The 14,244-nt window shown below is 40.8% G+C and carries 13 protein-coding genes; 4 read left to right on the top strand and 9 right to left on the bottom strand.

The window, feature by feature from the left end; genetic code table 11:
- Positions 1–68 precede the first annotated feature (68 nt).
- The 3 genes from PHAL_RS0101545 to rnd all read left to right on the top strand — a co-directional run bounded on the left by PHAL_RS0101545 (position 69) and on the right by rnd (position 3,874).
- Positions 69–920: an alpha/beta fold hydrolase gene (locus PHAL_RS0101545; protein ID WP_016706641.1), complete on the top strand. Its 852-nt coding sequence runs from the start codon at positions 69–71 to the stop codon at positions 918–920.
- A gap of 121 nt (positions 921–1,041) precedes the next feature.
- Positions 1,042–2,694, top strand: a complete 1,653-nt coding sequence (gene fadD, locus PHAL_RS0101540) for a long-chain-fatty-acid--CoA ligase FadD (RefSeq protein ID WP_016706640.1) — start codon at positions 1,042–1,044, stop codon at positions 2,692–2,694.
- Positions 2,695–2,743: 49 nt separating this feature from the next.
- The gene (rnd, locus tag PHAL_RS0101535) at positions 2,744–3,874 is read left to right on the top strand and encodes a ribonuclease D (RefSeq protein WP_016706639.1); all 1,131 of its coding nucleotides are present in this window, start codon (positions 2,744–2,746) and stop codon (positions 3,872–3,874) included.
- A gap of 44 nt (positions 3,875–3,918) precedes the next feature.
- Here the strand turns inward: rnd and PHAL_RS0101530 are convergent, their stop codons facing one another.
- From PHAL_RS0101530 to PHAL_RS0101500, 7 genes are all read right to left on the bottom strand, one after another.
- The gene (locus PHAL_RS0101530; protein ID WP_016706638.1) at positions 3,919–4,785 is read right to left on the bottom strand and encodes a sugar phosphate isomerase/epimerase family protein; all 867 of its coding nucleotides are present in this window, start codon (positions 4,783–4,785) and stop codon (positions 3,919–3,921) included.
- Positions 4,786–4,914: 129 nt separating this feature from the next.
- Positions 4,915–5,673: a gluconate 2-dehydrogenase subunit 3 family protein gene (locus tag PHAL_RS0101525; RefSeq protein WP_016706637.1), complete on the bottom strand. Its 759-nt coding sequence runs from the start codon at positions 5,671–5,673 to the stop codon at positions 4,915–4,917.
- 2 nt (positions 5,674–5,675) lie between these two features.
- On the bottom strand, positions 5,676–7,355 hold the full coding sequence (locus tag PHAL_RS0101520) for a GMC family oxidoreductase (RefSeq protein ID WP_016706636.1): 1,680 nt from the start codon (positions 7,353–7,355) through the stop codon (positions 5,676–5,678).
- Between the two features lie 2 nt (positions 7,356–7,357).
- Positions 7,358–8,050, bottom strand: coding sequence for a 3-keto-disaccharide hydrolase (locus PHAL_RS0101515; RefSeq protein ID WP_016706635.1), 693 nt, complete (start codon positions 8,048–8,050; stop codon positions 7,358–7,360).
- 36 nt (positions 8,051–8,086) lie between these two features.
- A complete protein-coding gene (locus tag PHAL_RS0101510) occupies positions 8,087–9,304 on the bottom strand; it encodes an MFS transporter (protein ID WP_016706634.1) in 1,218 nt (405 codons plus the stop codon).
- Positions 9,305–9,319: 15 nt separating this feature from the next.
- Positions 9,320–10,375, bottom strand: a complete 1,056-nt coding sequence (locus PHAL_RS0101505; RefSeq protein WP_029215975.1) for a sugar phosphate isomerase/epimerase family protein — start codon at positions 10,373–10,375, stop codon at positions 9,320–9,322.
- Positions 10,376–10,382: 7 nt separating this feature from the next.
- Complete coding sequence (locus PHAL_RS0101500) at positions 10,383–11,543, bottom strand: Gfo/Idh/MocA family protein (RefSeq protein ID WP_016706632.1); 1,161 nt, start codon at positions 11,541–11,543, stop codon at positions 10,383–10,385.
- A 159-nt stretch (positions 11,544–11,702) separates the two neighbouring features.
- Here PHAL_RS0101500 and PHAL_RS0101495 point away from each other — a divergent pair, with 159 nt between their 5' ends.
- Positions 11,703–12,428, top strand: a complete 726-nt coding sequence (locus PHAL_RS0101495; protein ID WP_029215974.1) for an AraC family transcriptional regulator — start codon at positions 11,703–11,705, stop codon at positions 12,426–12,428.
- Here the strand turns inward: PHAL_RS0101495 and PHAL_RS0101490 are convergent.
- Together PHAL_RS0101490 and PHAL_RS0101485 are read right to left on the bottom strand one after the other, a co-directional pair.
- Positions 12,425–13,300 carry a BadF/BadG/BcrA/BcrD ATPase family protein gene (locus PHAL_RS0101490; RefSeq protein ID WP_016706630.1) on the bottom strand — a complete coding sequence of 292 codons (876 nt, stop codon included), beginning with the start codon at positions 13,298–13,300 and terminating at the stop codon, positions 12,425–12,427. The genes PHAL_RS0101495 and PHAL_RS0101490 overlap by 4 nt on opposite strands.
- On the bottom strand, positions 13,293–14,033 hold the full coding sequence (locus tag PHAL_RS0101485; protein WP_016706629.1) for a copper homeostasis protein CutC: 741 nt from the start codon (positions 14,031–14,033) through the stop codon (positions 13,293–13,295). The genes PHAL_RS0101490 and PHAL_RS0101485 overlap by 8 nt, the downstream gene beginning before the upstream one ends.
- Positions 14,034–14,244: the final 211 nt, after the last annotated feature.

The following is a 14,244-nucleotide window of genomic DNA, read 5'->3' as shown; positions in this document are numbered from 1 at the left end:
TATACCCACTGTATGATAAATAAATGTCTTTTTCGTTAAACGACCTAAAAAGAAAGAGGAGTTACAAAGTGCATCCATTTTCTGTACAAAGTGGCGAATTAACACTTCATGGCCTAACCTTTGGCCAAGGCAAGGAGATAGTGATCGGATTGCACGGTTGGTTAGATAACTGTCATAGTTTTTTACCTATGTTAGAAAACAATACATTATCAGCAACCTGGTATTGCATAGATTTTCCAGGGCATGGAAAGTCTGACTGGCGTGGGGCTGATGCCCATTATTATTTTATTGATTATATAGATGATATTTATAATTTAATTGATAAACTCTCAGTTGCAAAAGTACACTTGGTTGGCCATTCGATGGGCGCAATGGCTGCAGGATTGTTTGCTAGTTGTTTTGCTGAAAAAGTAAAATCAGTGACTATGATTGAAGGACTTGGCGTTATCACCACTCCCAGCGAAGAAGTGGTGACGCAATTACGCAAGGCTATTTTAAACCGCCATCGCATTAAGCAAAAAGTGCCAAGATACTACGACTCAAAACAAACACTATACCAAGCACGTGCGCAGGTGAGTGATTTGCCACTTGATTTAGTGACAGTTTTGATGGAGCGAAATATAATCAAAGGTGAACAAGGCTGGCTATTAAGTACGGATCCAAAGCTTAAAAATCATTCAGGTTTTAGGTTTGACGAGCAGCAATGTATAACGGCTATAAGCGAAATAAATGTGCCGTGCCAATTAATATTAGGGCATCAAGGTTATCCATTTGTGAAGCAGAATTTAGATAAATATGGTTGTTATTACAAAGGTTTAATAGTAAATAAGGTTGTGGGCGGACATCATTGTCATATGCAAAGCCCGAGTGAATGTTTACAACACGTTCAAGCATTTATGCTGCAAACTGGTGCATGTTAATTGTATATTTGCACAAAATGTGGGAATATTTGCAGAATTAGAGTTATTGCTCAATTGTGGAATTGCCTTACTTAGTTTAAGGTTTAATAAAAATAAATTATAAACAGAACAGGAGCTAAGAGTGGAAAAAATTTGGCTGAAGCGCTACCCAGAGGGTATGCCTGAAACAATCGATCCTGAGCACTACAACTCGTTGTTAGAAGTGTTTGAAAAAAGCTTCACTGATTACAAAGACTTGCCTGCATTTACCAATATGGGTAAAACATTGAGTTATGCTGAAATAGATAGCGCTACTAAGCGTGTTGCAGCGTATATTCAAAATGATCTAGGGTTAAAAAAAGGCGATAAAGTGGCAGTGATGATGCCAAATTTATTGCAAACTCCAGTTTCAATATTAGGCATTTTGCGTGCTGGCTGTGTAGTGGTAAATGTTAATCCACTTTATACAGTTCGCGAGCTTGAGCATCAGTTAAATGATTCGCAAACTTCAGCAATTTTTATCCTTGCTAACTTCGCTGACACGCTAGAAAAGGCACTGCCAAAAACCAATGTAAAACACATAGTTGTTACGCAAGTCGGTGATATGGTTGGTGGTTTTAAAAAGCATGTGGTTAACTTTGTTGTTAAATACATCAAGAAAATGGTGCCAAGCTATTCTCTGCCTAAGGTAATTAAGTTTGACGCTTTACTTGGCGCTAATGAAGCTGATTACAATAAGCCTGAAGTTTGCTTATCTGATTTGGCATTTTTGCAATACACCGGTGGTACAACGGGTGTTTCTAAAGGCGCAATGCTAACCCATGGCAACATGGTCGGTAATTTAGAGCAAGTATCAGGTTGTTTAGATAAAGTATTAGAGCGCGGTAAAGAAGTCGTGGTCACTGCATTACCGCTTTATCATATCTTTGCGCTAACAGCTAACTGCTTAACCTTTATGAAATACGGTGGCTTAAATTTATTGATCACCAACCCTCGTGATATGAAAGGCTTTGTAAAAGAGTTAAGCCAACATAAATTCACCGCGATTACCGGTGTAAATACGTTATTTAATGGGTTACTCAACACCCCTGGCTTTGCAGAACTAGATTTTTCAAGTCTGAAAATGTCATTGGGTGGGGGGATGGCTGTACAGCGCCCTGTTGCTGAAAAATGGCAAAAAATTACCAGCAGTAAACTAATGGAAGGCTATGGTTTAACAGAGTGTTCGCCATTGGTTACTGTCAGCCCATATGATCTAGACTCTTACAATGGTTCGATTGGTTTACCAGCGCCAAGTACAGAGCTAAAACTGATGTTAGATAATGGTGAAGAAGCCGCCAAAGGTGAGCCTGGTGAGCTTTGGGTCAAAGGTCCGCAAGTTATGGCTGGCTATTATAATCGTCCAGATGCAACAGCTGAATGCCTGCAAGATGGTTGGTTTGCAACTGGCGATATTGCTACTTATGACGATGAAGGGTTCTTTTACATTGTTGACCGTAAAAAGGATATGATTATTGTATCTGGCTTTAACGTGTTCCCAAATGAAATTGAAGAAGTGATTGCAATGCATGACGGCGTGCTTGAGGCTGCGGCAATTGGCATCCCACATGATGTTAGCGGCGAACAAGTTAAAGTTTTTATAGTTAAAAAAGACCCATCTTTAACTGAAAAAGATATAATAAACCACTGTCGTGATAATTTAACTAATTACAAGGTCCCGAAACTGGTTGAGTTTAGGGATGAATTGCCAAAAACAAACGTTGGCAAGATACTCAGACGAGCCTTGAAAGATTAGCAAGCTAAAAAGCCGACATCATTGTCGGCTTTTTACTGTAGGAGATTAAGTGCAATATCAATTGATCCAAACCCAAAATCAATTAAATGAGTTTGTTGAGCAAATTCGCAACAAGCCTATCTTAGCAATTGATACCGAATTTATGCGCCGGCGTACTTTGTATCCTGAAGTGGCGCTTATTCAAGTATATGATGGCGAGCATTTAGCGTTAATTGATCCCCTTGCTGAACTGTCATTATTTGATTTTTGGGAGATTTTACGCGATCCCACTGTTCTTAAAGTATTGCATTCCCCATCTGAAGATATTGAAGTATTTCAAAAATATGCCGGTTTTGTGCCGATGCCATTATTCGATACGCAATTTGCACTGCAATTACTAGGTAGCGGTAACTGTATGGGCTTTGCACATATGGTTAAAAACTTACTGGATATTGAAATTGATAAAAGTGAGTCACGTACCAACTGGTTACAGCGTCCACTGACAATTAAGCAGCTTGATTATGCCGCGGCTGATGTATTTCATCTATTACCGTGTTTTGACCTTATTATTAAGCAAATCAATGAAGCTGAATTTTTTGATATTGTGATCAATGAAAGTGAGCTTGTGGCGCAAAAACGTGCCTATCAAACGCCAGACGAACTCTTGTATCAAGATATAAAGAATTCATGGCAATTGAAACCTGCGGATCTTGCGGTACTAAGAGAGCTTGCAGCATGGCGACGAAATAAAGCTATTCGTAAAAACTTAGCGCTTAACTTTGTATTAAAAGAACATAATTTGGTTGAAATTGCGAAACGTAAACCAAGCAGTCTAAATGCATTACGCAGCATCCCCGAAGTTGAAAATATCGAAGTTAACCGCTCTGGTGTTGAAATTTTAAAGTGTATAGAAAAAGCCAAGGTAGTGCCGGTGTCAGATTTTCCTGAGCCACTAAAACGCTTGATTGACTTTCCAGCTTATAAAAAAGTAGCTAAAGACATTAAACAAAAAATAACTAAAGCCGCGAAAGAGCAGGGCATACCTGAAGATGTACTGGCATCTAAAAAGCAAATAAACCAGTTAATAAGTTGGAACTGGAAGCTAACCCCAGAGCAACGCGCAAATTCTCCTAAACCGGATCTACTGAACTCATGGCGTTATGAGTACGTTAAAGATGCACTGCAAGAGTGGGATGTGTAATAAAATAGGAACTCGTTTATTAAGCGAGTTCCTAACGTTCAACATTACATGCTGCGTAGTATTTTATCTAAATTGGCTTTTGATTTAGCAACGCTTTGTAGAGGAGTTAAACCGTCTGGATATTCTTCTTGCTCTACAACCAACCACTTGGTGGCGCCATCAGTAATTAGCGACTGTATTATTTTACCCCAAGGATAATTATTTTCACCGAAAATAGGGCTTAAGCCGTCATTTTCGTGGGTCCGAACTTTTAGGTGTGTCGCGTAGGTTCTACCTGCGTATTTCTTGATGAAATAAAGCGGCTCTTTGCCTGCGTAATGCACCCAGCCAATATCAAGTTGCAGTGGCAAACTCGTAGGAGTATTAGTAGCAATTGCATCCCAATAAGTTGCATTATTGAATGATTCAAACTCTCTATTATGGTTATGAAAACCAATATTCATCTCATATTTTTGCGCAATGTTATTAAGTTCTGTGAGTTGCTTTGATAGTTGCATTACACCTTTAGGATCCCAAGCGCGCTCATCCCACGGCACGAACAAAGTGGTTACTCCAAGTGTTTTATAGAACAGCAAGGTTTCCATCAAGTGGCTATCCGTTAATGCATCAAAACCAATATGCGCACTACTGGCCACTAAATCTAAGCTTGCAAGTTTGTTTTTAAGTGCACGAGGGTTGTTCTTATAAGGGCCAAAATCACCTGCAAATTCGAGCCCTTGAAAGCCCATCTCTGCAAGCGCTGTGATGGTTGCATCAAAATCAGCTTTTAATGCATCTTTAACCGACCACAATTGCACGCTGACTTTAACAGGCTCACTAGTAGTTGCAGAGGCAGGAAAAGAGTGCAGTGCAAGTATGGCTAACAGACTTACGATAGCTTTAAAAAATGGTAAATAGCTGGCTTTAAACATAATAAAATACCTAAAAAATAAGCAGGGAATAAATCCCTGCTTTGGTCTGGGCAAATAGCATCTTAACCATTTTAGCACGCTAATAAATGGTTAGAGACTTAACTTGATGGGTAAAACTCTATGTTGTGATCACAGCTCCTTATAAGCGAATTCACTTAAACCAAGCTCATTTAAAACAGTATCTAAATGGGCTTTTGCTTCGTCAGATGGTCCAGGGTAATCACCTGCAATCGGTACGTTGCCCAGATAACCTATGTCTTTACAGCCTTCAGGCGTGCAGAAAAAGGCAGCGAGCACTAATTCTTTAAAGCGTAAAAATGCTTTTCCAATACGCTTAAACTGCGTGGGTGTTTGCTCATTCAAAAACGCTATATCGTCTAAGATTGCACGATGTTGTTGCTCATTAAGTGCAACAAATTGTTTTTTAAAACGCAGCTGTGCTTCGTCATTAAGCCACGCGAGTGAATTTAAGATTTTAATTCGGTCCCGTTGCTGGCCTTCATAGGGGGCACTAACCCACTCATTGATCACCGCGGGTACTTGTAACTCGCTGGCTGAAGGAATAGCCCCTTCACGCGGTACGATATAATCAGCTAATAGGGCAACTAAGGTAAGCTCGTCTGCTGTTAATGTCAACGGCCAAGGTGATTCTGGTGGCATCACCAAATTAGGATCTTGACCATAGCCTTTAGCTGTCACAGGCTTAATATCTAAATCAGGCCAATGCTCTTTTGCAGAAACTGGCACATCATCTTCAAGTGCTTTTGTGCAGCCAGCAGTTAAACCAACAGCAGAGCCCGCAGCTAATAAACCAAGCCATTTTAATGACTCACGGCGGCTCATGTTAGAAACATAGTTATATGAGTCGTGTTCGTTACGATGATGCATAATTAAAGTACCCCGTTATCAATTTGTTGAGCAAGCCAAGTTGAATTACGCATTGCCAGTGTCATGATGGTGAGCGTACAGTTTTTGTGAGGGTTTGACGCAAATACACCTGCATCCATTACAAAAAGATTATTACAATCCCATGTTTGACCCCATTGGTTTGTTACAGAGTCTTGCTTTGAGCTACCCATTCGGGTTGTGCCCACTTCATGGATGATTTCACCGCCTTTTGAAATCGCTTTTTCAGCTGGTGGCAATTCACCAACGGTTGCACCCATATTTTCTAGGATTTGCTTCGCGGTTTTTAAGCCATGCTCAATTTGCTTTAATTCCCTGTCTGACCATTTAAAGTGGAATTTTGAAACCGGAATACCCCATTTATCTTTGACGTTTTCGTCTATTTCCATGTAAGTATCTTTGTTAGGTAACATTTCGCCACGTAGTGCAAACCCTACATACGAGCCATAGGCATCACGTATTTGTTGTTTAAGGGCAGGGCCATAGCCATTTTTGTCACCCGATACGCCGGAGCCAGGTTGTCCAAACCCTGTTCCTAGCTCAAAGTGATAACCCCGTGGGAAATCCAGTTCATTGTTTGCTTGTGCTTGGTGACCCCACCACGGAATAAATAAGTGATTGGCGGTATGGCCATCTTCGTTATAGCGTGGGCGACCTTTAAGTGCTGGAATTTGTGCACCTAACCATGCACCGGTCGAGTCCATTAAGTTTCGGCCAACTTGACCACTTGAATTAGCCAGGCCCTTAGGGTGCTTTTTATTCTTTGAGTTTAATAAAATACGTGCTGATTCACAGGCACTGGCCGCTAAGATAACCACATCTGCATCAAGGGCATGCTCTGTTACTGTGTGTTTATCAACATAGCTCACTCCGGTTACTTTTCCTTGCTCATCAACCTTGACTGATTTAACCATGGCGTCGGTTATTACTTTTAAATTACCGGTTGCTTTTGCCATTGGTAGCAGCGATGTTGTGGTTTGGAATGCTGCTCCTATAGAACAACCAGAGCCACAAGGAGTCGCATAAAAACAGGCCATACGGTCATCTTTCGGGCGTGTTAAAACCGCGCGGTGCATTGGCACAGCATCAATGCCTAGTTTTTTAGCCGACGCTGCTATTAATAGCTCTGGTACACGAGGTTTAGGTGGTGGCTGTAAAATACCTGGCGATGAATTAGGCATATCTTCATGGCCCGTATTGGTACCACATATTCCTACAAGTTCTTCTGTTTTATCGTACCAAGGAGCTAAATCAGCATATTCAAATGGCCAGTCTGCGCCGTGACCATCACGGCTTTTACCTTTAAAATCGTGCTCACTAAAGCGCAATGAATAACGACCCCAATGGTTAGTTCGACCACCGAGCATACGCGCACGCCACCAATAAAAATCACTGCCTTTAGCACTGGTATAAGGCTCATCTGGTACTTGCCAACCGCCATCAACGGTGGCATCGTAAAAACCAAAATTTTTATCTTTGTTACCTGCGCCCATCAGGGGAGCTTCGCTGTTACGACGAAACATGGGGCTTTCTGTCTTAGGGTCGTAATTACGGCCTGCTTCAAGTAATAATACTTTATGACCTAGTTTTGTCAGGGTGTATGCAGCCATAGCACCACCGGCTCCAGAGCCAACAACTAACACTTTATGATCAAACGTTGACATAATTATAGCTCCTTAATTTTAATATTTTTAAACCACACTTTGTCACCATGATCTTGTAAGCCAATACGGCCTTTATTGGCAGTGGCAAAGTTAGACCAAGTCGCAAATTTACTGTTTTGAACTAAGGTGTTCCATGAGCTGCTGCCAACAACAATACTGGTTGTGCTAACGCCATTTTGCCAAACCTGTAAATGGTTATTGAGCATTTTGATGCGTACCGTGTTCCATTGCATTGCAGGCTTATGGGCCGACTTCGGTGCTGTTAGCAAATCATAAATAGAGCCTGAAAGGTGAGAGTCAATTTTGGTATCAGAATGGCGCTCATTATCGATAATTTGGATTTCAGGTGCGTGCGAGTATATATATTTACCAAGTTCATCGGCTAGGACAAAAATGCCACTATTGCCGACTTCACTGATTTTCCAATCAAGCTTTAAGTCAAAGTTTTCATAGATTTTTTTCGTTAATATATCACCGCCACCTTTGGTTAGTAGCATAGCGCCATCGTCAATTATCCATTTTGAGCTGATCGTATCACTTTTAAAATTACGCCAATGCGACATGTCTTGGCCATTAAACAGTAATTGCCAGCCTGCTTTTTGTTCTTCTTTGCTCAGCTGGTTATCAGCTGTTTTGGCAAATGCTACGCTGCTAAATGCCAGTGCAATGGATAATACTGAAATTGTTTTAAGCATAAAGTACCCCTTTATTTTGTGTGTGACGTATTGCTATTAAACGTGTTTTTCTACATTTTTTTGTTTTGTTATAAACAGGTGAAAGCCAATAAAGACCACAACCAGTACTATTGGAAAGAGTAACAGGTTTTGTAATACAGCTTGCCCCGCAACTATTTCTATTTGTTCTGTACTGAGTTGTGTTTGCTGAGCTTGCTGTTTGGCATTGTCAATCCAATAACCAATTACTGGGTTCCACAAACTCATCGCAAACATACCGGCGCCACCGATTAAAGACATTCCCAGTGCCCCCGTTTTTGGTGTGTATTCAGCAACACAACCAATCATGGTCGGCCAAAAGTAAGTCACACCAATAGCGAATAAAGCGGCGGCAAAGTAAATTGCATTACCCTGTGCTTGACTCATTAAAAATATGCCAATGGTTGAAAACACAGCTGAACCCAGCAGTACGCCCGAAGGACTAAAGCGATGCACAATAGGCCCAGCAAAGAAACGCCCTAATGCCATTAACCCTGTAATTAGTGCCAAAATCACCATAGGCGAGGCACCTGATGAGCCAAGAATTTGCTCAATCCATTGTTGAGTGCCAAATTCGGTTACAGCGGTGAGGGTCATACAAATAATTAAAAACAAATATAAAGGCGAAAGTAGATGCTTTAAGTTGCTAGTTGTTGAATTTAGTTGAGTATTAAATTGTGGGAACTGTGCTTTAATCATCATTAGACCATAAGTTATGGTTGGAATAAGGATTAACGCTACTTGCCATTGCCAACTAAAACCAAAGGAGGTCATCACGTTTGAGGCCAGTGCACCGATAACTATGCCACCAGGGAACCACACGTGAAAACGGTTTAACATGGTTGTAGTGTTCTTTGGATACATTTGTGCAATGAGAGGGTTGCAACCAGCTTCAACTGAGCCATTGGCAAAGCCAATTAAAAAGGTTGAGATAAGTAATCCCCAAAAGCCTTCTGCAATGATAGTTAAAAGCAACCCTGCTAAGTGACAAACAAATGCCAGTGTCACTAGTTTCTTAGCACCTATAGCATTGTAAATAATGCCACCGAGCATAGTTGCAACCGGAAAGCCCAGAAAAGCCATGGCATTGACCCAGCCTAGTTGAGCACCCGTGAGGCCAAATTGCTCGCCTAATTGACCTAAGATACCGGCCCTTATTGCAAATGTCATCGATGTAACAATCAGTGCAATACAGCAAAGCCGAAAAATAATACGGTGATTATTGTTATTATTCATTGTGTGTGATCCTGTTTATTTAATGCCTAATATCCGCTTATTGCGATCATCATTAGTGTCCATTGCACTAAAGTCATCAAATGCTTTAGCTGTTGGGCGGATCAGATGATCTTGTATAAATTTAGCACCTTCACGGGCGCCATCTTCAGGGTGTTTAATACAGCACTCCCACTCCAAAACGGCCCAGCCATCAAACCCATATTGGGTTAACTTGCTAAAAATACTTTTGAAATCAATTTGTCCATCACCTAATGAGCGAAACCGGCCTGGACGGTCTTGCCAATTTTGGTAGCCGCCATAAACGCCACTACGGCCATTTTGGTTAAACTCTGCATCCTTAACGTGGAATGCTTTTATTCTGTGATGGTAAATATCGATAAACGAAAGGTAATCAAGTTGCTGTAAAACAAAATGACTCGGATCATAAAGAATATTTACCCGTGGATGGTTATTAGTCGCGGCTAAAAAACGCTCAAAGGTAATACCATCGTGTAAATCTTCCCCAGGATGAAGCTCGTAACAAACATCCACGCCCATTTCATCAAAGTAATCAAGTATTGGCAGCCAACGTTTAGCAAGTTCAGTAAACCCAGCGTCAACTAGGCCTTGTGGTCGTTGCGGCCAAGGGTAGAAGGTATGCCAAAGTAAAGCACCAGAGAAAGTAACATGGGTGGTCAAACCTAACTGTTTACTGGCCTTGGCTGCCATCTTTAATTGCTTAATCGCCCATTGGGTTCTACTCGCAGGGTTGCCACGTAATTGTTCTGGTGCAAAGTTATCAAACATTTCATCGTATGCTGGGTGTACTGCAACTAATTGACCTTGTAAGTGTGTTGATAACTCTGAAATTGTAAGCCCTGCTTGTGCCGCAATACCAGTCACCTCATCGCAGTAATCTTGGCTTTGAGCAGCTTTTTCTAAATCAAATATCGCGGGGTTTGATGTTGGCAGTTGAATTGCCTTATAACCTAAACTGGCTGCCCACTGACAAATACTTTTAAAGTCGTTAAAAGGGGCTTCATCACTGATGAATTGCGCTAAAAATATTGCTGGGCCTTTTATTTTTTTCATAGTTTGCTTATCCAATTTGAAATGGTTGCCATTTAGTGTCTTTGCTTGATGCCTCAACTGCATTTTCAATAAATGCCATGCCACGAATGGCTTCTTTAATACCAGGAACATCGAAGTCAGCGTTAGCGGCTAAGCTTCCGGCTTTTTTCGCTTCGATCTGCTTAGCAAAATTGACATAGATGTTTGCAAATGCCTCAAGGTAACCTTCAGGGTGACCGGCGGGAGCCCGTAAAGCGTTTTGAGCAGCTTGGCTTTTTAATGCGACTCCTGCACGTAGTAATGTTGTTGGTGCGTTATGACTTTTAAGCCATAAACTATTGGGCTCCATCTGCGACCACTCAATACTGGCTTTATCACCGTAAATACGTAAATTAAGGTTATTCTCTTCCCCTAATGCAACTTGGCTTGCCATTAACACGCCTTTACAACCTGTGTTAAAGCGCAGTAATACCGTACCATCGTCATCAAGCGCTCTACCTGGTACAATCTGGTTTAGATCTGCGCATAATGCAGTAATTTCTAGATTACTGACATATTCAGCTAAGTTTGCAGCATGGACACCAATATCGGCTATACAACAACTAATACCAGCTTGTTGCGGATCTAAACGCCACTTAGCTTGTTTAGCTTGCTCGTCTTCATTACTAGAAAGCCAACCTTGACTATATTCAACAACCACCTTACGAATAGTCCCAAGCTCACCTTGAGCAATACGGTGGCGAGCTTCTTTGATCATCGGGTAACCCGTATAAGTGTGGGTTAAGCCATACAAGCAATCACTTGCTTGTACGATTTGCTCTAATAACAAGGCCTCTTGTAAATTCAAGGTCGCTGGTTTATCAGATAAAACGTGAAAACCACTTTCAATGGCCAGCTTTGCGATGGGGAAGTGCAAATGGTTAGGTGTTACAATCGCGACAAAATCAATGCGTTGATCAGCAGGTAACTTAGCTTCTTCAATAAACATTTGCTGATAACTGTCATAACAGCGACTGGGATCGATACCTAACATGGTTGCTGTTGCTTGGCTGCGAGCTGGATCAGCACTAAAAGAACCCGCGACTAATTCAATTAAGCCATCTAAACGAGCTGCAATTCGATGAATCGCCCCAATAAAGGCTCCTTGTGCACCACCGACCATGCCCATGCGGACTTTTGTTTTATTCATTAAAAGTTCCATTTCAGTACTGACAACTGAAGTTAGTTAATATCATGTTATTAATAATAGGGAATGCCTCACAGTAGGGGTAATATAAATTCGGTTGACAATGCAATAAAATCGGCGTTTTATATTATTAATGAATTTAGCATTGCAGAGATTGATAGGATGGATTTTGACACGATCATAGATGAGGCTGGTGTGAAGCAATTAATTGCTGCATTTGATTTATTACCTGATATTCTATTTTGGGTAAAAGATATTGAAAGTAGAATTTTATATGCTAATCAACACTTTGTTGAGCATCAAGGTTATAAGTCTTTAGAGCAAATTTTACTGAAAACGGATTTTGATTTCTCTTCAAAGCACCTTGCATTTCAATATGTGAATGATGATAAACGTGTTATGAATGGCTACATTGTTACAGACCGATTGGAATTAAATCAGACATCAAATGGTGAATTAGCTTGGTTTTCAACGTCGAAAAAAATGATCTGTGATGATGGTGGCAACATACTTGGGACTTACGGCATAACTCGCCATTTACAGAAAACCTCCAAGGCACTTTCTAATGTTAGAGCCATTGAAGGTCCGGTTAATTATATTCGTGAACATTACCATAGAAATATTTGTATTGAAGAGCTGGCCGAACTTGCGCATTTATCTGTAAGTGCATTAGAGCGGCGTTTTAAAAAACATTTGGCAAAAACACCGAACCAATTTATTAATGAAATACGTCTCGAAAATGCCCGTAAGTTACTGGTTGAAACGCGTTTACCGATTTCACAAATAGCTTATCAATGTGGCTTTGCTGAACCTAGTTATTTTAGTAAGCAATTCAGGCGCTTATTTGGTGAAATTCCATCGCAGATGCGTGCTCATATTGAACGTTAAAGGTGCAATTTAGCTAATTGAATTGCACCTTGCTCAGGCGAGCGTTGTGCATCGCATAAATAGCTTTGTGTTGTGTATGATAACCAAGGCGTAATTGCTTTTGCGGTACCGCCCATCAATGTAATCCTTTGATAGCCAAGCTTAACTAAATGTTCGATATAGCGGGTAATAAATTTGGCTGCTTGCGAGAGTATTAATTGTGCTACGGGGTCATCTTGCATCTTAAACACTAAAGGAGCAAAGCTTGCAAAGTAGGCGGGTTTTTCGTTCAGAGCCCGTTCTGTTAGCAAATTGCTCGTATTACATCCAAGTTCGCTCAATAGACACTGAATTAATGGACTCGAAGGTGACAGACCATCTAATACTTCCAATGCATAGCGAAATAACGTTAAGCCAATCCAACCTCCGCTTGCACCATCACTTAAAAGTAGGCCGTGACCGCCTAATTCTATGATTTGGTGATCTTTTATTGCCCCTGCACAAAATCCAGTACCCAATATAATAATTGCACCACTGTTGTTACCATGTGCACTTTTGCAAGCAATATGTAAATCAGTAGAGAAATTAAATTGTGCGAATGGATGTTGCCAGAGTGTCATAGCACTTTTTGCACCATTGAGTCCTGCGCCAGCAAGACCTGCATAAGCGTGAATTCTAGCAATGGCGGTGGCTGGCAAGTTTGCTTTTTGTAGTGCCAATGCTGTGGCTGCAAGGATTGATTGTTGAGCAATGGTTACTGAAGTGGCTATATTCGCAGGGCCACTTTGTGCAAGTGCCAATAACACCCCGTGCTCGTTTTCAAGTCGAACTTGGCATTTAGTGCCACCGCCATCAATACCTAAGAATAACGCAGCGTGGGATTGATTAGTCATGGGATGTTTGCTCGTTAATTGATGTTTGTAAAATTGAGTTAATTAATGATGGGTCTACCAAACCACAACTATTAAGTACCCCTGAGTAGGCATGTAATGAGATTACATTTTCGTTGCCAAGTTGCCATAAGCTGTGCGCGTTTTGAGCAGTGACACCACCACCAATAACGATCTCTATTTGTCCTTTCGCGTTAGCAATAATACGCTGTAACCGATCAAGCTCTTGTGAGATATTTTTATTTTCACCCCAGCGGGTGCCATTAGTTAGAATGCGATTTACTCCAAGTTCGGTTAAAGTATTAATAGCACTACGACTATCATCAATGCAATCAAAAGCCCGATGAAACGTGGTTGCTAGCTGATAATGTTTAGCGCACTCAACCAGTTCAGTTGTCACAGTAATATCAAGCTTATTACCTTCAATTGCGCCAAATACAACGCCTGTGGCACCCAATTTTGCAGCGCGCGAGATTTGGTTTGTCATGGTTTTAAGTAATGCGGCATCAACATTAAACTGATTAGCGACTGGCCTTACCATCACCAGTAACTCGCCATTTGCAGGTAATGCAGATACGGCAGATTCAATTTCCTCTACTGTTGGGCTCAATCCAGCGAGGTGCATTGCACCGCACAGTTCGATGCGACTCGCACCTGCTTTGAATGCAGTTTTTACATTATTAACGAGATTAATATGATCATCTGCATTTAAGCAAATTTCTAAATTTTTACCCATCGAGTAATTCCTTAATCTTAAGGTGATTGGCTTTGATAAATTATTTAGTATTATCACGGCCAATGTGATAATAAAATATAGCATTTAAATTCATGCGGTTATATTTCTATTGTGTACATTTTTGATACTAAAAAACGCAATGCTAATGCTGTTTTCAGTTTTCCCACTATAAATTAGCTAACAACTAATTGGATCTATTTTTATGCTATGC

This window comes from Pseudoalteromonas haloplanktis ATCC 14393, from assembly GCF_000238355.1.
Classification (GTDB): domain Bacteria; phylum Pseudomonadota; class Gammaproteobacteria; order Enterobacterales; family Alteromonadaceae; genus Pseudoalteromonas; species Pseudoalteromonas haloplanktis.
This window is presented reverse-complemented; position numbering and strand designations above follow the sequence as displayed.